This is a genomic window from Cupriavidus sp. 05N39, from assembly GCF_056397325.1.
In genome coordinates, this window is the sequence record NZ_JBFTNE010000004.1 from 120,549 (window position 1) to 143,345 (window position 22,797).

Consider the following 22,797-nt stretch of genomic DNA (forward strand, 5'->3'; position numbering starts at 1 on the left):
TGTACACATGCAACCAGTGACGAGGACAGAGAAATGAAACACTCGGCAGCCGAAATCATCCGTGAATACGGTCCCTTTTCCAGGTATCGACAACGTGCATGGCGTCACCTATGACGGTCAGCAAGTCTGGTTCGCCACCGGAGACAAGCTGAACGCCCTCGATCCGGCGAGCGGCAAGACGCTACGCTCAATCGATGTCGCCGCGCACGCAGGAACGGCCTTTGACGGCCGGTACCTCTATCAGATCGCCGAGAATCGCATCCAGAAGATCGACCCGGCAACCGGCCGCGTACTTGGCACGATTCCGGCGCCCGGCAGCGGCGGCGACTCGGGGCTCGCGTGGGCCGAAGGAACGCTCTGGGTGGGGCAGTACCGGGACCGGAAGATCCATCAGGTCGATCCCCAGACCGGGGCGATTCTCCGCACCATCGAGTCCAACCGTTTTGTCACCGGGGTCACGTGGATCGACGGAGAACTCTGGCACGGCACCTGGGAAGGCGACCAGAGCGAACTGAGGCGAATCGATCCCCGAACGGGCGTGGTCGAGGAGAAGGTCGAGATGCCTCCAGGCGCCGGCATCTCGGGACTCGAGTCCGATGGCGGCGACCAGTTCTTCTGCGGTGGCGGGAGTAGCGGGAAGGTCAGAGCTGTCCGCCGACCCAGGCGAGGCGCCGCGGCTGGCGGGGACGACGGGGTCGCCGCCGATACCAGGAGCAAGTAATCGAAGCGGCCGTCGCGGGCGAGGTTGCGCAAGCGGGGACGACAAGGCGCGCCACCATCGGCGGCAGCAATGCCGCTGCGCGGCAAGACTCAAGCGGCGCGCGACAAGTTGCGGGCGCAGATGGGTTTTGATTAATTGACCGCTCGGTCGGCTTATTTTAGGATGTTCCGGCGCCATAAGGAAAAGAGACCCCGGAGACATCATGCCCCTGCGCCCCCGCCTTGCCTGCGTTGCATCGACTGCCGCCATCCTCGCCCTCGGCGGCATCGTGGATATTCCCATTGGTGTTGCGACGGCCCATGCTGCCTCGGCCCCTGCCGCGCAGCAGGTCGTGATCAAGCGGGACGAGTATGGCGTGCCGCATATCTACGCGGACACCGCCTACAAGCTTTTCTATGGCTATGCCTATGCCGTCGCGCAAGACCGGCTGTTCCAGATGGAGATGGCAAAGCGCAGCACGCAAGGCACCGTGGCCGAGGTGTTCGGCGAGCAGTTCGCCAAGTTCGACCTGGCAACGCGCGGCAACTACTGGCCCGCGGCGATCGAGCAACAAATTGCAGCTTTGCCGAAAAGGGAGCGTGACATCCTCGATGGCTATGCCGCCGGGATGAATGCGTGGATCGCGCAGGTCCGTGCGCGGCCCGACACCCTGATGCCCAAGCAGTTCAACGACGCCGGCTTCAAGCCTTCGGACTGGAGCGCATTCGACGTGGCGATGGTGTTCGTCGGCACCATGGCGAACCGCTTCTCCGACAGCACCAGCGAGGTGGACAACCTCGCGCTGCTCACCGCCCTGAAGGACCGGTATGGCGAAGCGCGCGGCATGGATCTGTTCACTCAGTTGAAGTGGCTCGTCAACCCGAAGGCGGTCACCACCATCGCAGCCGGCGAGCGTACTTACCCGATACGGCTCGGCGCCGCGTCAGTCACCGGTGGCCTTGCCTACACGTTGCCGCGCTACGACGGACCGCCTCCGATGGCCGAGCGGCCCGCGCGCGGCGACGACGGCATGCTGCTCGCGCTCGACGCGCAGGCCAACCGCGACACCGTGTTCGCCCAGTATGCGCAGAGCGGCGCCAACGGCCTTGCCGGCTTCCCGACCACCAGCAATATGTGGGTGATCGGCAAGCAGCGCGCGCGCGATGCCAAGGCGATCATGCTCAACGGGCCGCAGTTTGGCTGGTTCAACCCTGGCTACACCTACGGTATTGGCCTGCATGGCGCGGGCTTCGATATCGTCGGCAATACGCCGTTTGCTTACCCCTGCATCCTGTTTGGCCACAACGGCAAGATCTCTTGGGGATCGACCGCCGGCTTTGGCGACGACATCGACATGTTTGCCGAGCGCATCGACCCCACCCGGCCTGACTTCTACTGGCACAACGGCAAGTGGGTGCAGATGCAAAAGCGCTCCGAGCTCATCCACGTCAAGGATGGCGCGCCCGTGACACTCGACATCTACCGCACCGTGCACGGCATCGTCATGCAGCGCGACGACGCCACGCATACCGCCTATGCCAAGGCGCGCGCCTGGAGTGGAAAGGAAGTCCAGTCGCTCCTGGCGTGGACCCGCCAGGCGCAGGCGCATGACTGGAAGAGTTGGACAGCCCAGGCCGCACGACAGGCCTTGACCATCAATTGGTATTACGCGGATCGCCAGGGCAATATCGGATACGTACACACCGGCGCCTATCCGCATCGTCGGACCGGGCACGACCCGCGCCTGCCCGTGCCCGGTACCGGGGAATGGGACTGGCGCGGCGTGCTGCCGTTCGCCACCAACCCGCAGGTCTACAACCCGCGCTCGGGCTATATCGCCAACTGGAACAACTCGCCTGAGCAGGGCTACCCGGCCTCCGATCTGTTTGCCTTTCTTTGGGGCGCGGCGGACCGCAACGTCGAAATCCAGCATCGCATCGAGGCGCACGCGACGCTCGACAGCGACGATGCCTGGCAGATACTGAAGGACACCAGCCGCTCGGACCTGAACGTGCGGCACTTCCTGCCGTTCATCCGCAATGCGGCGGCGGCGCTGCCTGCCGATGACCCGCGCCGCCGCCTTGCCGATACGCTGGCGGGCTGGAACGGCATCAACGACGACCCGCGCGACACCGGAAAGTACGCCCGGCCCGGCTCGGCAATCATGAATGCCTGGCTCACGTCGATGCTGGCAAGGACCGTCGTCAAGGCGGTTCCGGCGCCGTTCGACAAGTGGTACATGGCCAGCGGCTACGAGACGACGCAGGATGGCCCCACCGGCTCGCTGAACCTCAGCACGGGCAGCAAGGTTCTCTATGAGGCGTTGCTGGGGCCACGCTCGGCCATTCCCCAGCGCGTGGACCTGTTTGGCGGCGCCGCGCCGGACGACGTGATTCGCGCCGCACTGGGCGACGCCTGGACATCGCTGTCGGCCAAGTACGGGGACGATATCGCCCGGTGGCAACCGCCAGCCGTGATGCTCACCTTCCGCGCGAACAACTTTTTCGGCATTCCGCAGGCGGACGCGGCCGAAGCCATCCGCGTGCCGGAGTACCAGAACCGTGGGACGGAGAATGACCTGATCGTGCTCGGCAGTGCCGCCGCTGCCGGCAAGACGCAGGCATGGGATGTGGTGGCACCGGGGCAAAGCGGGTTCGTCGCGCCGGATGGCACCCGCTCACCGCACTACAGTGACCAGCTCGCCCTCTATACGGGCTTCGGCCGCAAGCCGCTGCGCCTGGAGGCGGGCGAGGTCGCGCGACATACGCGCAGCGAGGAAAAGGTCTTGGTCGCACCTCGGTAGATCGTCGCTGGCAGGGTCTGGCCGACGGTCTCGGCTTGATCGTTGGCGTCGGACCCGGTGGCGGTGTGAGCGCCATCATGGCAGCCAGCGCGCCAAGACGGGAGGCCTCGCTGGCGGGGTGATCGAATGACCACAGCGGACACGAAGACAGCCACACGTCTCCGCGCCGACTCATGACGCTGTTCGTTCGACAGACGTCTGCAAAATCCCCCCAACGATCGTTGCTCAAGCCATCTGTGCTTGCCTTCACTGCTAACAACTGAAAGCGCTTTTCACATTGCGGAATTCACTCCGAATTTCCGCAGCGGTTTGTTTTCGTTTCTCGAAAACGCGTTCCACATCATGAAATTCAAAGCCTATCTCATTGAAAAATAAGGATAAAGCAACTCTTATGTCTTATATAAGACTTCGCCGTGATGCGCCAGAATCGCCATACAATGATTCCACGCTGCTTGCTTCGACATCCGTAGCGGCACACGCAACCCTTTCTTCAATCGCGCTTAGGAATTTCACATGGCCCAGTATCAAGACGACATCAAGGCAGTTGCTGGTTTGAAAGAGAACCACGGCAGCGCATGGAATGCCATCAACCCCGAGTATGCCGCCCGCATGCGTGCCCAGAACAAGTTCAAAACGGGCCTGGACATCGCCAAATACACCGCGAAGATCATGCGCGCCGACATGGCCGCCTACGATGCCGACTCGTCCAAGTACACCCAGTCGCTGGGTTGCTGGCACGGTTTCATCGGCCAGCAGAAAATGATCTCCATCAAGAAGCACTTCAACAGCACCGACCGCCGCTACCTTTACCTGTCCGGCTGGATGGTGGCCGCGCTGCGCTCCGAGTTCGGCCCGCTGCCGGACCAGTCGATGCACGAAAAAACCTCCGTCAGCGCGCTGATCCGCGAGCTGTACACCTTCCTGCGGCAGGCCGACGCCCGTGAACTGGGCGGCCTGTTCCGCGAACTGGATGCTGCCCAAGGACCTGCCAAGGCCGCCATCCAGGAGAAAATCGATAACCACGTCACCCACGTTGTGCCCATCATCGCGGACATCGACGCGGGTTTCGGCAACGCCGAAGCAACGTACCTGCTGGCCAAGCAGTTCATCGAAGCGGGCGCATGCTGCATTCAGATCGAAAACCAGGTGTCCGACGAGAAGCAGTGCGGCCACCAGGATGGCAAGGTCACCGTGCCGCACGAGGACTTCCTGGCCAAGATCCGCGCCATCCGCTACGCCTTCCTGGAACTGGGCGTGGACGACGGCGTCATCGTGGCCCGTACCGACTCGCTGGGCGCTGGCCTGACCAAGCAGATCGCCGTGACCAACACGACGGGTGACCTGGGCGATCAATACAATTCCTTCCTCGATTGCGAAGAATTGTCGGCCGACGAACTGGGCAATGGTGACGTCATCATCAAGCGCGACGGCAAACTGCTGCGCCCCAAGCGCCTGCCTAGCAACCTGTTCCAGTTCCGCGCCGGCACGGGCGAAGCGCGCTGCGTACTGGATTGCGTCACCGCACTGCAAAACGGCGCTGACCTGCTGTGGATCGAGACCGAAAAGCCGCATATCGCCCAGATCGGCGGCATGGTCAGCGAGATTCGCAAAGTCATCCCGAACGCCAAGCTGGTGTACAACAACAGCCCATCCTTCAACTGGACCCTGAATTTCCGCCAGCAGGTGTATGACGCGATGAAGGCCGCGGGCAAGGATGTGTCGGCATACGAGCGCACCCAGTTGATGAGCGTGGAATACGATCAGACCGAACTGGCGAAGCTCGCTGACGAAAAGATCCGGACCTTCCAGGCCGACTCGTCGCGCGAAGCAGGTATCTTCCACCACCTGATTACGCTGCCGACCTACCACACCGCCGCACTGTCGACCGACAACCTGGCCAAGGAATACTTCGGCGACCAGGGCATGCTGGGTTATGTGGCTGGCGTGCAGCGCAAGGAAATCCGTCAGGGCATCGCCTGCGTCAAGCACCAGAACATGTCCGGCTCGGACATCGGCGACGACCACAAAGAGTATTTCAGCGGCGAAGCAGCCCTGAAGGCGGCAGGTAAAGACAACACCATGAACCAGTTCTGATACCAGTAGTACGCCCCAAACATAGCGCCAACCCAAAACGGGTTGGCGTTTTTTTATCCGGCGACATAGCTCGCGGGGGGCCTCATCGAACGTTTTCCAGTGCGCGTGAAACTGGAGTGCACGGTTCGCCACCTAGGAATTGAGGTGGACGGCGCTCTGGAGATGGCAGATCAAACAGAAGTCTGAATGGGAGCCAACCGACTCGGCCGGGGCTTCATGGTGTGGCTTCGAATGGCTCCGCGAGGAATAGGCGATGTAGTCGACGAATAGGTCGGCTAGTCTGCGGCCCACCCTGCGCCTGCCGTGCGGGCCATTGTATGGCGCCTTCCCTTGGCAGTTCGGATCTTTGGGAAAACCAAGGGTCCAAATCAGGCTTTTGAATGCCTTAGGGCCTCGAAGCTACGGCGCACACAGTCTGTCAGCCGATTAGCCAGGAATCCCACCGGAAAATGGTCCGATGTCACGGCGTAGCTATTGAACGGAACCTCTTCGGAAAAAGGTATCTCGGAAACATTTTGTATCCGAAGCGCTCGGGAATCTATCGGACTTATTATAGATGTTCCGAGGCCCTTGCTAACCATCGTGCAAATTGTCGAGGCGTATGGTGTCTCGATGGAAAGATGCCTGAGGTCATTGGGGAAATGACGATCTATCTGGTTTCGGTTGGGGCTACCCATGGGCAGCGATATGAAGTGTTCATTTTCAAAATCGCTTGGATACACGACATCATGCGTGGCCAGTCTATGCGAACTATTGACGATTGCCACACCGCGAGCGGTATTGATCAGTTCAAAATCCAGGCTCGGCAAATCAGTGATAATAGAGCAGAATCCAACGTCACAAAAACCAGTCGCCGTCCATTTTGCGACGACATCGGAGCGCCCCAGACTAACCACAATCGGTATGTCCGGAAACATACCCCTGAAAATCTGAAGGGCATCCGGCAACACGCAGTGTGCAATCGAGCCTACCGCGCCCACGCGGAGCAGGCCGGTCCCTCGGCGGCGAATCGAATCCGCACTTTCTCCCAGAGACTCCAGGCCGAGAAATGCGCGCTCCACATCGGCATAAAATGCCTCCGCTTCCGCCGTCGGGATCAGCCGCGTCCCGATTCGTTGGAATAGCGTGAACCCGACCGTCTGCTCCAGGAGCGAGATCCATCTGCTGACATTCGGCTGAGAGGTGTGGAGGAGTCCGGCTGCCGTGGTCATCGAACGCGTCTTCATCACAGCCCTGAACGCCTCGACTTGCTTGAAGTTCATATGAGGTCCTCAAAAGCGCACATTTTGGCCGACCCGCTCCGGCCCTGCACGCCGGATCCTATCATATCAATTTTGTATTAATAGCAGCGAAACACTGATTTGACGCATGGTCTGCTTCATTCCAAACTGGTTGTATCCTTCTAACAGAGTGCTGCCATCATGGAATCGAAAGTTAGCCGTCGACTCAAACAACCTCCGGCGAAAGAGGTTATTGATTACATTTTTCAGCCCCGCACGACCAGAGAATTCTTCGCGAAAAATTTCGCGATTCTGACTCAAATCAATTTCGCTCATCTGTTGATGCTTAACGACCAGGGCATTCTCGACCGGGCGACGTCGATTCGCCTGGCCAATGCTCTGATAAAGATGCAGGAGGACGGCCCCGAAGCGGTCGAGCTCGACGCAGCACGAGAAGATGCTTATTTCAACTACGAAGCTCATCTGATCAAGCTGGTAGGTCAGGACATCGGTGGCCGCTTGCATACGGCACGCAGTCGCAACGATATGGGCGCCACCAACGATCGTATTCGCGCTCGTGCTTTCATTCTACGCATCAGCAGGGCATTGACCGATGTCGCTGCCGTCGCGGCGGCGCAAGCGGAGAGATTCGCCACCTATGTGATGCCTGGATATACGCACATGCAGGCTGCGCAGCCCATCACCTATGGGTACTATCTGTCGGGACTGGTCGATGCCTGGTCCCGGGATATCGATCGCCTCATGCATGTCCTGGAAACGACAGACAATTGCCCACTTGGCGCCTGTGCCTTGGCCGGCACCTCGTTTCCCATCGATCGGACGTCGACCAGTTTGCTGCTGGGCTTCTCCCGGCCCATGCCGAACTCGCTGGACGGGGTTGCATCACGCGACTTCGCATTGGAGTTGAGCGCGGTGCTCTCGATCATGATGATCACTTGCAGCCGGATGGTGCAGGATTTTTACATCTGGTCGACGCCGGAGTTCGGATTCCTGTCGTTCCCCGACAGCATTGCCGGCACGTCCAGCATCATGCCGCAAAAGAAGAATCCGGTCGTTCTGGAGTATTTGCGGGGGAAGACGTCCCATCTGATCGGACTGACGTCGGCCGCACTGACGGCCGTCAAATCTACCCATTTTTCGCACTCGGGCGACAGCAGCCGGGAAAGCACGAGGACGTGCTGGGAAAGCTGCGAGGAAGCCGTAAAGGCTCTCGAACTGATGAAACTGCTTGTGGAACGCGTTGAGCCAAATCGGCCGCGCATGGCAGACCGTGCTGCGCAGGACTTCTCGGCTGTCACCGATCTGGCCGACCTGCTGGTCCGGAAAGCCGACCTCTCGTTCCGCGACGCGCATCACATCATTGGCGCTGTCGTTCGACAAGCGCTTGATCAAGGAATCCCTGCTACAGGGATTACGGCCCAAATGATCGATGCCGCAGCGCTCGAACAGGTGGGGCGAAGGGCCTCGCTATCGGAAGACGATATCGGCGAATGCCTGGATCCGGTTCGCAACGTTGCCGCGCGCCGGTCGTATGGCGCGCCGGCTCCGGATGGCGTCCTCCAGCACATTGGCGAGCAAAGACGCTCGCTCAAAGCGAAGACAGATGCCATCGATGCGGTTGGTCACCGGCTCGTCGAGGCGCAGACGTTGTTGGAACGGCGTACCCGCACGCTTGTTTCCCCTGAGTCCGACCAAGGCGCGTAAATCCTGCGCCTATTCACCGAGGAATCGAGCGATGTCCAAGTTCGTCGTGGTTTTCGCCTTTGCCATGGGTATCGTTTCGGCAGCAAACGCTGAAACCTACCCGGACAAACCAATCAATCTCGTAGTGCCGTTCGCACCCGGCGGCACCGTCAATCTCACAGCGCGCCTTCTTGCCACACGGATGTCGGAAGTGTTGGGGCAGCCGGTTGTTGTCGACAATAGGGCCGGGGCCGGAGGGAACATCGGAGCCGCCTATGTTGCGCGAGCGAAATCCGACGGCTATACGCTCTTGTACGCAACGCCGGCAAATCAAGTGATTCAGCCACTGCTATCCAAGAACCTGCCATTCTCGCCGTCAAGAGATTTCAAGCCGGTCGCGCTATTTGCTACGGTCCCGAATGTGTTGGTGGTGTCAGAAAACACCCCCGCCAGGAATATGGCCGAACTGCTGCGGTATGCCAAGGCAAATCCCGGAAAGCTGAACATGGGATCGGCCGGGATGGGATCGGCGAACCACATGGTCGGTGAACTGTTCATGCTCAGGACCGGCACGGCGTTCACCCATGTTCCCTACAAAGGTGCTGGCCCTGCTACTGCGGATCTCCTGGCTGGTCAGGTACAGGTGCTCTTTGTCAATCTTCCAACGGTGCAACCCTACATAAAGCCGGGCAAGGTTCGCGTGCTAGGCATTGCGAGCAAGGAGCGAAGCCCGGCGATTCCTGACATTCCGACTTTCGAGGAGTTGGGTATCAAGGATGCGAACACAGAATCGTGGTCTGCCTTGATGGCTCCGGCTAATACAAGTCCGCAGGTGATCAAGAAGCTCCAGGATACCGTGATCTCGATTGCGAACGACAAGTCCACGATCCAGCAATTGACTGCCCAAGGCGCACGCCCTTTGCCAGGCACGGCTGCCGACCTCCAGAAGCTGATCAACGAAGACAGCAAGCGTTGGACTGAAGTCATTCAGCATGCGAAGGTCCAGATTGACTAGCCGGCGCGGATGAATCTCATCGTCATCGCGCCGAAGGGTTAAGCACGCGGCATCACCAGGTCCAGGGACCACGCCTGCGGCGTTGCAGGCGTGGTCGGCCGCATTTTCTGACGAAGCCCGTCATCAGGGAAATATCGTCACCCGCGGTTCCGATGCCCCGCTTCGCCTCGCATACCTTTATCGACGAGATTCAGGCAGAGTCGTCCGTGCTTCCCCGAGCAGCCGCTGATTTTTCCGGCGTGCCAGAAATCCCGGCTCGACAGCCTGCTTCGCAGTGCTACGCATTGCCTGCGCAGCTGAACCTACTTGTGTAGGGCTCGCGCGAAAGCTGGCGCGTATGGCGCCCGTAAAGCGGGCTTGGCTGGAAAGGTCCCGCCACTATGCGATCCCCCTGTATGGCGAGGTTTCGCAGCTTAGAATTTTTCATGTCGGCGCGAGCACGAATCGCGCGTTGGCCCGGTATAGGTACGTCCCTCCGAGGCAAAGAGCCTGTACAGTGTCGCTTCGAAGACGCTACCGCAATCCAAAAAAGCCGAGTACAAACAGGACGATAACCACAGCTCCCACAAGCCAGATGATGTTGTTCATAACACTCTCCTTGAGTTCTACACTCACTTGGATACCATGCGCCGCGCGGGTCGCGAGCGACTTGGGAAACGTGCAGCGATACCGAGCGTTCCGCCTCAACAAAGACCTGGTGCATTGCGCCAGTTGCCGCCTGCCAGATATGCGTGCCTAGCGACAGCGACCCGATAGTCGCTGGCGCGCGCAGATTGCAAAATTACATTCTCACACTCGACGGGGTACGTCTGTACGGTAGCGGTCCAACAGCCGAGGGCGCCATTGAATTGAATGAGGCGTTCGCCGCGTGGGCCTGCGTTTTTCCGCCTGGTTTGCGTAGGACGGGCGGAGCCTGTGCGGCGGGAGGTACGCGGGCGAATCTGCTCTACACGCCAGACGCGCTTCTGCTCTGCTGGACGGCCTCCCAGCATCGTCCGCACCCAAGCATCGTGCGATCACGCTGACAAGCAAAGCCCCTCAGGAATACAGGTCACCGATCCGCGACCGCCAAGTGCGCGTATGAACCTCGGCGTGTCCGCCATCGTACCGACCTGAAGGCGAAATGGTGCCAGTCTTAGCCTGTCGGGGGCTGCGTGACGAAGGACAGGATCTTTCGTGATGCCAAGCCGGGCGGCTGCCTTCTTCAGGGCAGTTTGCGTACCGGAGCACTCCGCGTCCGCAATCACTGATTCGATCCGAATCGAGGTAGTTCAAATGAAATCCATCCCTCTTACCAAATTCGCCACCAGTGTCGCATGCATTGCGCTCGTGACGGGCTTCCATGCTTCGCTTAGCCAAGGCGCAACGAGTGCCCCGGCGGCATCGCTCACGAACCCCAATCCCACGCACGAGACGGCTGGCCAGGGCATCAACGATACGGAGATCACGACCAAGGTCAAGGCTAGCCTGCTCGATCGAAAGAATCTGAGTTCCACGAACATCCACGTGCGCACCCGCGAAGGCGTGGTACGGCTGACCGGCAGCGTTCCGTCAGCGGCACAGAAGCAGACGGCAGCCGATGTCGTCCACGGCGTCACCGGCGTGAAGTCAGTAGAGAATCAACTGCTCATCCACAAGTCGTGACGGGTCGGACAGCACGCGGCGAGCCTCATGGCCGGCAACGCCATACAGCCTTGCCGGCCTTCGCCGCTGACAGTGACAGGCTGAATCGCGCCGACACAGGAGCGATCATGCACAAACTGGTCTGGCCGGGATTGGCATTGGAATGACCACAATGTCCGGCGTCGTACCGACAGCCCGATCTGATTCCATCGGACAGGTCATGGCGCATGGCGCGGATATCTTCGCATCGGATTCGCAGATTCCGGTCCCCTTGGCGAGCTAGCCAAGGGTTCTAGCGAGGGCGATGGGGACCAATGACTGATGTCCCGGGGAACATCACCTTTTCATGCCCACCGGAAATCCGGCAGGACGTCACGGTGTTCCGCAACGCTGACGCCTCCCAATTCGCTAATCATCAGCTTCACGGATTCTTTTGTTCCCTTGCTGCAAGTTGCAACAAGCATCATTTCTCCTTGCGCAAGCTGCGCTTGCCGCCGGGCGATCCCGCCCCGCCGAATGCGTGCGCCAAGCCATCCGCCAAGCCGCCACCCGGACAGCGCACCGATAGCGCCGCCCCCCACGCAGGCGGAGCACAAACGCCAGCCCTCATGGTTCCCAAGATGTGGCGCCCCAACAAAGCCAAAATGGCATGGTTTCGTAGCGAAGTCGGTACGATGGCGGACACTGTGCGGGTCGGCAAGACCGCGCCCGCCATGGCCTGGGCACCGGGAGTTTCAAGCCGCCGTCACGGCAGGCAACAGGCGGTCGAACTCCCGCTTCACAACGGCATAGCATTCGCACGCGTGTTTTTCGAGCGCCGGCCGGTCGAGTACCGAAATATGTCCATGACTGTAGCGAATCACACCTGCGTTCTGCAGCTTCAATGCCGCTTCGGTGACGTCGGAGCGCCGCACGCCAAGCATGTTCGAGATCAGTTCCTGCGTCATCGTCAGCTCATTGGATGGGAGCCGGTCGATGCTCAGAAGCAGCCAGCGGCATAGTTGCTGTTCAATAGTGTGATGCCTGTTGCAGACTGCGGTATAGGCCATCTGGGTGATCAGCGCCTGGGTGTACCGCAACAGCAAATGCTGTATGGGACCGCCGAGGGTAAACTCCTGCTTCAGTACCTTGGCGCTTAGCCGGTAGCCATGGCCAGCGCTTTGCACGATGGCCCGGCTCGGTGTCGTCTCGCCGCCCATGAACAGGGCAATCCCGACTATCCCCTCATTGCCGACGTCGTCTGGTTCGACTGCACGCGTGCTCGATGTGCAGATGAGCATGCCCCATCGCTTGATGGCGGCCAGCGCGGAATAAGCCGGGACCGAACTCGACCTGAGCGCGCCCAAGTTGCCCGCCATGCTGTGCGGCAGCGAGCTTATCCCGCCGGCGCGTCAGCCTGCTGGCCTAATTGCCGCAGCAGGGCACCCACGTAAATTGCGGACGCAGCCGCGTTTCGCCGCGTGCATAGCTTTAGTGGCCGCACTGCCCATTTCTCACGCAGCGTCAACACGCGCACGCCGTCACAGTTGATCGACTGCAGCACCGAGCGCGGCACCATCCCGACCCCCGCGCCCGAGCGCACCATTGCCACCACCGCCGCGAACCCGGACACCTGGATGCGTACGTCCATGTGATGTCCCAGTGCTGCGGCCTTGCCCACCATGAAGGTATGGATGGCCGCCCCGCTTTGCAGGCTGACGAAGGGGCGGCTCAGGCAGTCCAGGAACGCTACCGACTGGCGCGCGGCCAGCGGGTCACCCTCGGGCACAACCATGACGACCTCATCCTGACGGTACGGCAGGAACACAAGTTCGGGATGCTCGTCATCCCATGTGACCACGCCGACGTCGGCGCGCCCTTCGGCCACGGCGGCCACGATGTTGTGGCTGAGACGCTCGTCCAGGGAGATACGTACTTCGGGGTAGTCGCGCAGGAACGTCTGCAGATCCCCCGGCAAGAACGAAGCGATCGCACTGCTGTTAGCAAAGATCGTGACCTGCGCCCGGACACCTTCGGCATAGGGAGCCAGGTTGGCGTGCATCTGCTCCAGCTCGGCAAGGCAGCGGCGGCAGTGCTCCAGCATGACCTGGCCAGCGCGTGTCAGCGAAACGCCGCGTGCCTCCCGCACGAACAGCCGGGTGCCCAGCGCTTGCTCCAACTGCTTGATGCGCAGGCTGGCCGACGAGGGTGCCAGGAAGCATGTGGCGCCGCCTCGCGACACGTTGCCTGCGTCGGCCACTGCCACGAATAGTTTCAGGTCTATCAGGCTGTAGTGCATAAGGTTTCGTATTTTACAAAAACTGTTTTCCAAACATCTCGTTTGTCCTGCATTTCACCCAGTGAAAGACTAAGCGCCAGCAATGCCTTGTGTCATCGATTTTGTGAAAAACGAACTGTTACTGGGAAAAACCCCTATGTGCTTGACTCTGGAAACCGACAATCTGGCCGCGCTGACCCGCGCGATCGACGCCGCAATGGCATTGCCGCCGGATCGCTTGCCCGGCGCGGTGCAACACGCCTTGCAGGCATCTTTCGCCGACGGTAACTGGCTAACGCCGGCACAGCGCCAGCCGGACCCGCAGCGCTATGCGCGCCACGTGCTGCAGGCCGACCCGCAGGGGCGCTATACGGTCGTGGCGCTGGTGTGGCAGGCCGGGCAGTTCAGCCCGGTGCACGCGCACCACACCTGGTGTGCGCTGACGGTGGTTCAGGGAGAACTGCAAGAGCACTACTACACCTGCGACCGCCAGAGCCTGCGCGCCACGCCGCTTCACTGGCAGCCGCGCGCCGTGGGCGCGGGCAGCAGCGGAACGGACGGCCTGGACCAGGTCCATCGGCTGGGCAACGCTGGCGCGGGTGTGGCGATCTCCGTCCACGTGTACGGCGTGGAGGCCGCGCGCGTAGCCACCGGCGTAAACCGAGTCCTCGCGCTGGCCCCTTGAATCCGCTGGATTGCGCAAACATCGAAGCGAGCAAACACATGCAGACCATGAATCATTGGCAGCGCATTGAAGCCGCCCTGCTGGGCGAAGCCACCGACCGCACTCCCGTCGCGTTGTGGCGCCACTTTCCGGAAGACGACCTGGACGTGGACAAACTTGTGCGGCACACATTGGAGTGGCAGCGGAAATGGGATTTTGACCTGGTCAAATTCATGCCACCGGGCACATACGGCGTTGAAGACTGGGGCGCCGCCACGGCATACCAGGGCAGTGCCAACGGCGCGCGCGCGGTGGTGGCGCCACCGGTGCGAACCACGGAGGATTGGCTTCGGATCCGGCCGCTGGATGTGAGACAGGGCTCCTATGGCCGCCAGAACGAGGCGCTGCGCGCCGCCGCGCGGTCCCTGCGTGGCGCGGTGCCCATCCTGCAAACCGTGTTCAGCCCGCTAACCACGGCGCGCAAGTTGAGTACGGACAAGCTATTTGCCGACCTGCGCTGCGAGCCGGATGCGCTAGGTGTTCGCGGCGTTGCGTGGCCAGGCGCAATTCAACATGCTGCACGCGCACGGCGATGACATCATGTTCGATCTCCTGGCGACGTATCCGGTCGAGATGTTCAATTGGCACGACCGCCTGACTAAGCCTGGCCTGGAGGCGGCGGCGGCGCGCTTCCCGCGCCTGCTGGTGGGTGGGTTGAACGAGCACGACACCTTGCTTCATGGAAGCGAACAGGAAATTGCGGATGAGGTGCGCAACGCCATATCGCAAACGGACGGCCGCCGCCTGATGGTCGGCCCGGGCTGCGTTCTGCCAGTTGCGACATCGGACTCGGCGATACGCGCCGTGGTCCGCGCCGCGCGCGCCCCCCAGGAGCAAGCGCTGTATGCTTGACGCCGCCGCGAGCCGGTACCAACCAAGAATAGGGCAGCGCCTAATTGCCGCCTACAAAGATCAAGGAGATAACATGCGTCACGTCCTGGCCTGCCTGGCCGCTGCGGCGGCCCTGGTTCCATGTCTGCAGTCCTCCGCGCTGGCGGCGGACTGGCCCGACCCGTCCAAGCCCGTGCAGATCATCGTGCCCGCGCCAGGCGGTGGCGGCACGGCCGACACCCTGGCCCGTGTGCTAGCCGAGCAATTGCACAAGCAACTGCACGCCACAGTCATCATCGAGAGCCGGGGCGGTGCCAACGGCAATATCGGGGTGGGGATGGCCGCCGGGGCCGTGCCGGATGGGTACAAGTTCCTGTTTTCGTGGGCGGGCACGCTGGCGGTAAATCCCAGCTTGTATGCCAAGCTGCCGTTCGATTCGCAAAAGAGCTTCACGCCGGTGGCGCTGGTGGCCGATGTGCCCAATATCCTGGTGGTCAACAAGAGCCTGCCGGTCAAGAACCTGGCCGAGTTCATTGCGTATGCCAAGGCCAACCCGGACAAGCTGAATTACGGTTCCACGGGAAATGGCAGTTCCATGCACGTGGCCGGCGAACTCTTCATGCGCGAGACCGGCACCCGCCTGATCCACGTGCCATACAGTTCCCCCGGCCAGGCCACCACGAACCTCCTCGCTGACGATATCCAGGCCATGTTCCAACTAGTGCCTGGCATCCTCGGGCAGGTCAAGAGCGGCAAGGTGCGCGCGCTGGCCGTCATGTCGAACCAGCGTTCGCTCGCCCTGCCCGACGTACCGACCGTTGCCGAGCTGGGCCAACCCAAGCTGATGTCCTCGACCTGGTTCGCGATGCTCGCGCCCCGCAACACGCCAGAACCCATCGTGATGCGCATGAACGCGGCACTGAACGAAGTGCTGCGCGACCCGGAGGTGATCCGCAAATTCACCGAGATGGGGGCAACGCCGCTGGGCGGCACGCCGCAGCAACTGTCAGCGCACCTGGCGGGAGAACTTGTGAAGTGGCGAGCGGTGGTGAGCCAGGCGAGTATCAAGATTCAGTAGGGGCGCGCTCCGGTGTTGTACATCGGCAGGGACAGGACGTGATCGCGCTGGCTCAGCCAGGAATCGTCTGGCGTACCTGTCACCGCCTGGAAGTTGAACCGTTGCTGCGGGCGACGGGGTACGCCCCAGAATGCGCTAGACGTTGAAGGAGTCGTCATCCGTGAAGTCGTCATTGCCCAGCCCGTCATCCAGGAGGCCATTGTCCAGCGCCGCCCCGGGTTCCCCCAGCGGCGAGCGGTCTTCATTGCCGTAATAGTTGTTGACGACCGTCGTTTCGCTTGGCAGCGCACCTGCGGCTGGCTGTCCAAGGAATCCGCTTGCGCCCCCGCCACCGCTATTGCGATGGAACAGATTCTCGATACCCTGGAACAGGAGCGCACCCCCGGCTACGCCGGCAGCCGTGGTGGCAATGCCGCCCAGCGTGCCACCCAGGCCGCCGCCCAGAAAGCCGGGCCGAGGCGGCTGCGCGGGCGCGGCCTGGGGGGCCGCCGGCGGTACGGCGACAGGCGCGGCCGTCGCCTGCGGCGCGGCGGGGCTTGCGGCAACGCGGCCGGCGCTATTGCCCCAGGCATTGTCCGCGTCGAGAAAGCGATTGGCGCCGCCGGCCTGCGCCATCTGCAACTGGCTCTGCAGCGTGGCGATCTGCGCTTTCGCTRACGCCAGCGCCTGGTCAAGCATCATGGCGCGCTGGACCAGCAGGTAGGCGGCATCCGGTTGCCGGGCGGCCGCTTCGGCGATGAGGGCGTCCGCCTGGGGGTCCTTCATGCCGGCCCTGGCTTGGGTCAGCTGAGTCAGGAAGGCTTCCAGTGCTTGCATTTCTTGGGGGGTCATGGCACCTCCTACGCGGGTTGTCTTCGCGGGTTGTCTTGTGTGATGGCAGTTTAAGGGCAGAGACTTAAGCAAGCCTTAAAGGCCTTGGTGCCGATGTGCCTGCCGGTCCGCGTTCACCAGCCAGCCCGCCAGCGTGGCCAACGCGTTCAAACAAGGCTACGTCACCTACGGCAGCGATAGCGGGCACGACGCATCGGGCGGCGGCGCCTTCGCGCTCGACAACGAAGCGCTCGCCAATTTCGGCAGGCTGCAGTTCAAGGCGAAGCACAACGCGGTCAAGGCCATCATCAAGGCACGCTACGGACCGCTGCCTACGCACAGCGACTTCATCGGCGGATAGCAAGGAGTCTCCAGTGTGTTGCATCCACCGTTCGAATCCCCGTCAGGGGCGGTCATTCGGCTATCATGCTGAGTCCGGCCATGCCGGCAACTACCCGTCATGGCATGGAAATTCGGGTTTGCCCCGGTAAAGTATTTGCGCTCGTTGTCGATACGCAGTGCAGGCACCGCTCCGATCAATTCGCCTAACCCGCCGTCATGGCCAAACATACGCAGCCCAGCCGTAGCAAGCGTTTCCCGATGCGGGTTGGCTGCGCATTCCTGCTGTGTTTGCAAGCCCTGTCTTGTAGGGAATCGGTTGCCTCGCCGGGGGCTGCGGCGTTCTCGACTTCGTTGCAGGTTATCGCGGCAGAGACGCCGCCATGCCTTGCCATCGGTTCGCTTCCCGGTACATCGAAAGTGCCTGTGGAGGCACAGATAGCCCATCCCGAAGCCGAAAAGTGACCCCCCAAGCGCGACGCATCGAGTTTTCCTCCCTGCTAGCTGGGCTGGTCAGCCTCGTTTTATTGTTCCTATGCGGTTGTCAACAGCGAGACAACGCTTCGTCGGGCGCAGCCGTGCCGGCCAGGACCTCCATTACAGCGTTGATATGGGCGCCAGACTGGCCGGAGGAGATGCTCCGGATTGCTGCTGAATTCAGCAAACTCAATCCAGACGTCCGCGTGAATGTGCAGTTCATGGTCGGCAATTCGGTCGAAGAGAATATCAAGCCCCGGATTGCTTCCGGCAACTTGCCGGATCTGGTGAGTGTCAACCCGAACGCCTATGCGGCTGAATTGGCCGATCAAGGCATCCTGGCAGACGTGAGCGCGACATCGGCATGGAGCAACATGCTCGGCCCTCTCAAGGGTGACTGGACCAGTCGCCAATCCAGGCGTTTTGGCATTGCCGGCGGAGTGGCTACAACGCTGATCTATTACAACAAGGCACTGTTCGCGAAGGCTGGGGTCAAGGAACTGCCAACCAATTTCCAAGAGTTCCTGATGGTTTGCGAGCAGCTCAAGCTTGCGGGCTTAACACCCATCATGTGGAGCGGCGGCTTCCCGAACATGCTCGGCAACGGCCCCTTCAGCTTCGGCTTTGGCAACAATGTGGTGGCGCGCGAGCCAGACTGGAAGCAGAGAATCGGTGATGGCACGCTGGACCTGAACACGCCTCAGGTAGCAGCTATCTTTGCCCGGATTGCGCTGATGCCGCAACGTGGTTACGTACAAGATGCCTTCATGGCGACGGATTACGACGAAGGCATACGGCTGTTCAAGGAAGGCAAGGTCGCGATGGCTTTTCACGGCAGTTGGGCAGCCGGCCCTTTGCTGCACGGCAACCCTTTCGAGGTTGGCGTGTTTATTCCGCCCTGGAACGCGCCGGGCAAGCGGGTGGTGCCTGTGATCGGCAGCGAAACCGGGTTTGCGGTGTGCGAGACGCCCAACAAGGCCGCAGCCATGCGTTTTCTCGAATTCATTGCCGGGAAGGGGTTCTCCATTCTCCAGAGAAAACGCCAGAACATCCCCCCATTCAAGCAAGTCGCGGGAACGCTCGCAAGCGATCAGAAGATTGTCGACTACACAAACATGGTCAGCCGCTATCCGGTGACCGTCAGCCCATACTATTCGGTTCTACCCTCCAACTCGATCGAGCAGCTCCATCGATTGATGCAGGAAGTGCTGGTCAGGAAGATCACGCCCGGACAGGCCGCCAAGCTCCTCGACGAGTCTGTCAAGAATGAAGCAAAGATGCACTACCGATGAGCTCAATCATAGGTTCGCTGCGAAGCGCTTTCGCATATCTCTCGCTGGACCTGCTGCGCCGTGTCGAAATTCGCTACCGGCTGATGACTGCGTTCATCCTGCTGTCGCTGATACCGATACTTATATCGGGCTACATATCGTATGTGGAGTCGACCGCCGCGATCAAGGAGAAGGCGGAGGTATTCTCGAAAGAGATGGTCAAGCAGGTATCCAAGAACATCTCGTTGCGGATGGAGCAGATCGAGACGGAAAGCAGCCTTCTTGTACTCTCCGATCGCGTTCAAGGCGCGCTGACAAGCGTTGTGGATGGCAGTGCAAAGGAGCGGAGCGAGGCGCGCCAGGACATGACACGCCTGCTCCTGCAGCACTACGGATCGGTTGACTTCATCAACCAGAAGTATCTGCTCGACAAGAACAACCGGATCATGGACACCCAGGTCTTCGCGCAGCTGAGCCGGGGTGTGCTGCATCTGGTCAAGCAGGCTCCCGATCGCAATGGCCGGCCTTACTGGGGCAGTTACGACAACGGCGTCGGGCAACAAAATCTCGGGATGGTGCGCGCCATCATCGGCAAGAGCAACAACCGGCAGATTGGCAATCTGGTTCTGGTCATCAGCCCCGAGCATTTTTCGACAATTTTTGATGACGTCGCCCTAGGGAGTGGAACGGAAATCTACGTTCTCGATGCCGGCAACAACAAAGTGGTTGTCCGCGCCGACGGCATTTCCACGAACACCGAAGGGATGGCCGAGCCTGACCTGATCAAGAAAATCGCAAGCAACGAGCTACACGGGGAGCCGAGTGGTTTCGTCGACTTCGAGGGCAAGCGCGAGGGGCGCTACCTTGCCGCGTACGCAGCAATTCCCGGCACGACATGGTTTGTCGTCAGCACAATCCCAGAAAAGAAGTTGACGGCAGAGGCACAGTCCGTGCGCAATCAGATCGTACTGGTTGGCATCTCGGGGTTCCTGCTTTCGATCTTCCTGGCCTACTTCATTTCCCACAGCATTTCGGCACCGCTCAAAGAGCTGGTGCGAAAGATGCACGATACCGGCAACGATGCGGGAGCCGAGGCGGAGGCGCATGCGCGCACTGATGCCGGCGGCAAGGATGAACTTGGCCGGCTCGCGCAGCGTTTCGAAAGAATGAGTGGGGCGATCAGCCAGAAAATCCAGAAGATCAACGAGATCAACGCCTCCCTTGAGCAGACCGTCGTCGAGCGAACAGCGGAACTCGTCTCCAGGGAGCAGGAGTCGCGAACGTTGATTGAGAACTCCCCGGACACGATTACCCGCTACGACCGGGACCTCCGCCGCACTTACGCCAATCCCGCGTTCTGTGCCTCGGCAGGGCGCACCCTAGGCGAATCGCTCGGCAAGCGGCCCTCGGAGGTTCCCGGCGGCGCCAACGCGCTGATCTACGAGGAGAAAATCGCCGACACCATTTCAAGCGGGAGAAGTGGGCAATTCGAGCTGAGATGGCTCAGCAAGGATGGACGGGAACACTGCACCCATATCCGCCTGACGCCAGAGATTGACCGGTCGGGCAAGGTGAACTCGGTGCTGGCTGTGGGTCGTGATTTATCGGACCGGATGGCATTCGAGGCGACAATCTGGAAACAGGCCAATTTCGATGCGCTGACCCATCTTCCGAATCGCCAGATGTTTCACAGCCGTCTCGAGGAGGAAGCCGGCATGGCGCATCGCTCCCGGCAGCATATGGCCTTGATGCTGATCGACCTGGATCGCTTCAAAGAGGTCAATGACTCCCTGGGACACGACACAGGAGACATCCTGCTGATCGAGGCCGCCAGGCGCATCATCTCGTGCGTGCGCGAATCGGATATCGTCGCGCGCCTTGGCGGTGACGAATTCACCGTCATTCTGCCCAACATGGACGATACCGAACGCATTGAACGGATCGCAAAGGCCATCATCCACAAGCTGGCCGAGCCCTTCAAGCTCGGCGCGGATGAGACCTTCATTTCCGCCAGCGTCGGCGTCACACTTTATCCCGACGACACCGGCGAACTGGATGTCCTTTTCAAGAACGCAGACCAGGCCATGTATGCGGCCAAGAACGCCGGGCGCAACCGTTTCAGCTACTTCACGCCCGACTTGCGTGTAGCGGCGGAAAAGCGCCTGCGTCTCACGAGCGATCTACGTGCCGCCCTGCCTGGCGGACAGTTCCAGGTCTACTATCAGCCCATCGTCGACCTGGAGACCGGGGAAATCTACAAAGCCGAGGCACTGATCCGCTGGCTGCACCCCGAACGCGGCACGATCAATCCGCAGGATTTCATTCCATTGGCCGAAGACACGGGGCTCATCGTTCCGATCGGGGATTGGGTGTTCAAGCAGGCCGTGCACCAGGCCCGTCAATGGCGCGGCCGATTCCATCCGTCTTTCCAGATCAGCGTCAACATGTCACCGATGCAGATACGGCAAGACGGCCTGGTTTGCAATCAATGGTCCGACTATCTCGTGCGGGAAGGGATGCCGGGGCAGAGCGTTGTGGTTGAAATCACCGAGGGCCTGTTACTGGACGCCGAACTGAATGAGAAGCTGCTGACCTTCCGTGATGTGGGAATCGGGATTTCGATCGACGACTTCGGTACTGGTTACTCGTCCCTGGCTTATCTCAAGCGCTTCGACATCGATTACCTCAAGATCGACCGCTCGTTCGTACATAACCTCGGCTTTGATGGCGACAATCAGGCGCTTTGCGAGGCAATGGTCATGCTGGCGCACAAACTGGGATTGAAGGTCATTGCCGAGGGCGTGGAGACGACGGAGCAACGCGATTTTCTCATCGCCGTGGGTTGTGATTTTGCCCAGGGCTTTTTGTATTCCCAGCCGGTTCCGCCTGATCAGTTTGAGGTGTTGGTGTGGCCGAATATCGAGGAAGGGGCTGGCAGTCCGGCCTGCGCCACGCTTTAGTGACTGAAGGCGCCAGCCCGTGCCGACCACGCAATATTTGGGTGTCATCCGGTAGGGGGACGGACTCAATCCGACCCCCCGAGCAGGAAGCGAAGGGCATCGCGCCACCAGGCATCGTCTACCCGCTCGAACCAATCGTTGTGCTCGGCACCAGGCACTACACGCAATTGCCGAGGCGCTACCAGCCCGTCATGCAGTGCGACGCCAAAGCGCGCCGGGACAATGCTGTCGCGCTCCGCAACCACCACCAAAACGGGCCGGGTGAACGACGCCAGGTTGGCCGCGCTGTCGTAGCGATCCCGCAGCAGCCACGACACCGGCAGCCAGGGATAGTGGTAGCCGGCAACATGTTGCAGCGTGTCCCATGGCGTGATCAGCATCAGGCCTGCTGTCTTGTCCCGCTGGCGCACGCTGGCCGCCGCCGCAACGCCGGCCCCCAGCGATTCGCCGATCACCAGCAGCGGTGCGCCATATTGGCGATAGGCCTGCGCGATGATCTGCTCGGCGTCATTCACTAGGCTGACTTCGCCCAACGGTCCCGGGCGCGGTCCGTAGCCCGGATACTCGGCGAGAATCACGCGTGCGCCATGGGGCGCCAGAGCCGCGGCGTACGCTCTGCGGTGGCCGGCATGTCCGGCATTGCCATGGAAAACAATCGCCGTGGCACGCACTGGCCCGGTGGGTTCTGCAACCAGGCCCTTGACGTCTTGCGAAGACGGCCATGCCCTTAGGCCGCCAGCAACCAGTTCTGACAACTCAGCCTTAGCGGGGAAATACAGGAACTGATTCTGCAGGGCTGCAAGGGCAGGGGACGGCAAGAGACTCCCAAGCCATAGTGCAAGCCCGGCGGTTTTCGTCGCCATGCGCATTGCTGTGGTTTGGATCTGCCGT

16 protein-coding genes and 2 pseudogenes are annotated in these 22,797 nt (G+C 61.0%); 13 read left to right on the forward strand and 5 right to left on the reverse strand.

Annotated features, from left to right (window positions below; genetic code table 11):
• Positions 1-33 precede the first annotated feature (33 nt).
• The 3 genes and pseudogenes from AC1DN0_RS03280 to AC1DN0_RS03290 all read left to right on the forward strand — a co-directional run bounded on the left by AC1DN0_RS03280 (position 34) and on the right by AC1DN0_RS03290 (position 5,597).
• Positions 34-721 (forward strand): annotated as a pseudogene (locus AC1DN0_RS03280) (Vgb family protein).
• 202 nt (positions 722-923) lie between these two features.
• On the forward strand, positions 924-3,503 hold the full coding sequence (locus AC1DN0_RS03285) for a penicillin acylase family protein (RefSeq protein ID WP_441625436.1): 2,580 nt from the start codon (positions 924-926) through the stop codon (positions 3,501-3,503).
• Positions 3,504-4,016: 513 nt separating this feature from the next.
• Positions 4,017-5,597 carry an isocitrate lyase gene (locus AC1DN0_RS03290; RefSeq protein WP_441625434.1) on the forward strand — a complete coding sequence of 527 codons (1,581 nt, stop codon included), beginning with the start codon at positions 4,017-4,019 and terminating at the stop codon, positions 5,595-5,597.
• A gap of 368 nt (positions 5,598-5,965) precedes the next feature.
• Here the strand turns inward: AC1DN0_RS03290 and AC1DN0_RS03295 are convergent, their stop codons facing one another.
• Positions 5,966-6,859: a LysR substrate-binding domain-containing protein gene (locus AC1DN0_RS03295; RefSeq protein WP_477145530.1), complete on the reverse strand. Its 894-nt coding sequence runs from the start codon at positions 6,857-6,859 to the stop codon at positions 5,966-5,968.
• Positions 6,860-7,018: 159 nt separating this feature from the next.
• Here AC1DN0_RS03295 and argH point away from each other — a divergent pair, with 159 nt between their 5' ends.
• The 3 genes from argH to AC1DN0_RS03310 all read left to right on the forward strand — a co-directional run bounded on the left by argH (position 7,019) and on the right by AC1DN0_RS03310 (position 11,180).
• Positions 7,019-8,542: an argininosuccinate lyase gene (gene argH, locus AC1DN0_RS03300; RefSeq protein ID WP_441625430.1), complete on the forward strand. Its 1,524-nt coding sequence runs from the start codon at positions 7,019-7,021 to the stop codon at positions 8,540-8,542.
• A gap of 31 nt (positions 8,543-8,573) precedes the next feature.
• Entirely contained in the window at positions 8,574-9,536 is a 963-nt protein-coding gene (locus AC1DN0_RS03305) for a Bug family tripartite tricarboxylate transporter substrate binding protein (RefSeq protein ID WP_477111105.1), read from the forward strand.
• A 1,275-nt stretch (positions 9,537-10,811) separates the two neighbouring features.
• Positions 10,812-11,180 (forward strand): BON domain-containing protein, encoded by a 369-nt coding sequence (locus AC1DN0_RS03310; protein ID WP_441625426.1) that lies wholly within the window; start codon positions 10,812-10,814, stop codon positions 11,178-11,180.
• Between the two features lie 713 nt (positions 11,181-11,893).
• Here the strand turns inward: AC1DN0_RS03310 and AC1DN0_RS03315 are convergent.
• Positions 11,894-12,517, reverse strand: a complete 624-nt coding sequence (locus tag AC1DN0_RS03315) for a Crp/Fnr family transcriptional regulator (RefSeq protein ID WP_441625424.1) — start codon at positions 12,515-12,517, stop codon at positions 11,894-11,896.
• Positions 12,518-12,534: 17 nt separating this feature from the next.
• Entirely contained in the window at positions 12,535-13,437 is a 903-nt protein-coding gene (locus tag AC1DN0_RS03320) for a LysR family transcriptional regulator (protein ID WP_441625422.1), read from the reverse strand.
• Between the two features lie 136 nt (positions 13,438-13,573).
• On the opposite strand from AC1DN0_RS03320, the gene AC1DN0_RS03325 reads away from it, so the two are divergent.
• The 4 genes from AC1DN0_RS03325 to AC1DN0_RS03340 all read left to right on the forward strand — a co-directional run bounded on the left by AC1DN0_RS03325 (position 13,574) and on the right by AC1DN0_RS03340 (position 16,049).
• On the forward strand, positions 13,574-14,101 hold the full coding sequence (locus AC1DN0_RS03325) for a cysteine dioxygenase family protein (RefSeq protein ID WP_441625421.1): 528 nt from the start codon (positions 13,574-13,576) through the stop codon (positions 14,099-14,101).
• Between the two features lie 38 nt (positions 14,102-14,139).
• Positions 14,140-14,676 carry a hypothetical protein gene (locus AC1DN0_RS03330; protein ID WP_477145531.1) on the forward strand — a complete coding sequence of 179 codons (537 nt, stop codon included), beginning with the start codon at positions 14,140-14,142 and terminating at the stop codon, positions 14,674-14,676.
• Entirely contained in the window at positions 14,654-14,992 is a 339-nt protein-coding gene (locus AC1DN0_RS03335; RefSeq protein WP_477145532.1) for a uroporphyrinogen decarboxylase family protein, read from the forward strand. The genes AC1DN0_RS03330 and AC1DN0_RS03335 overlap by 23 nt, the downstream gene beginning before the upstream one ends.
• 73 nt (positions 14,993-15,065) lie before the next feature.
• On the forward strand, positions 15,066-16,049 hold the full coding sequence (locus tag AC1DN0_RS03340) for a Bug family tripartite tricarboxylate transporter substrate binding protein (protein WP_441625417.1): 984 nt from the start codon (positions 15,066-15,068) through the stop codon (positions 16,047-16,049).
• 135 nt (positions 16,050-16,184) lie between these two features.
• On the opposite strand, the gene AC1DN0_RS03345 is transcribed toward AC1DN0_RS03340, so the two are convergent.
• Positions 16,185-16,880 (reverse strand): DUF2076 domain-containing protein, encoded by a 696-nt coding sequence (locus AC1DN0_RS03345; RefSeq protein ID WP_477145533.1) that lies wholly within the window; start codon positions 16,878-16,880, stop codon positions 16,185-16,187.
• Between the two features lie 127 nt (positions 16,881-17,007).
• Here AC1DN0_RS03345 and AC1DN0_RS03350 point away from each other — a divergent pair.
• From AC1DN0_RS03350 to AC1DN0_RS03360, 3 genes and pseudogenes are all read left to right on the forward strand, one after another.
• Positions 17,008-17,220: pseudogene (locus AC1DN0_RS03350) on the forward strand (tannase/feruloyl esterase family alpha/beta hydrolase); the annotation flags it as partial.
• A 505-nt stretch (positions 17,221-17,725) separates the two neighbouring features.
• Positions 17,726-18,967: an ABC transporter substrate-binding protein gene (locus AC1DN0_RS03355; RefSeq protein ID WP_441625515.1), complete on the forward strand. Its 1,242-nt coding sequence runs from the start codon at positions 17,726-17,728 to the stop codon at positions 18,965-18,967.
• On the forward strand, positions 18,964-21,906 hold the full coding sequence (locus AC1DN0_RS03360) for a bifunctional diguanylate cyclase/phosphodiesterase (protein ID WP_477142844.1): 2,943 nt from the start codon (positions 18,964-18,966) through the stop codon (positions 21,904-21,906). Before AC1DN0_RS03355 ends, AC1DN0_RS03360 begins: the two co-directional genes overlap by 4 nt.
• A 65-nt stretch (positions 21,907-21,971) precedes the next feature.
• On the opposite strand, the gene AC1DN0_RS03365 is transcribed toward AC1DN0_RS03360, so the two are convergent.
• Positions 21,972-22,769, reverse strand: a complete 798-nt coding sequence (locus AC1DN0_RS03365) for an alpha/beta hydrolase (protein WP_441625412.1) — start codon at positions 22,767-22,769, stop codon at positions 21,972-21,974.
• Positions 22,770-22,797 lie beyond the last annotated feature (28 nt).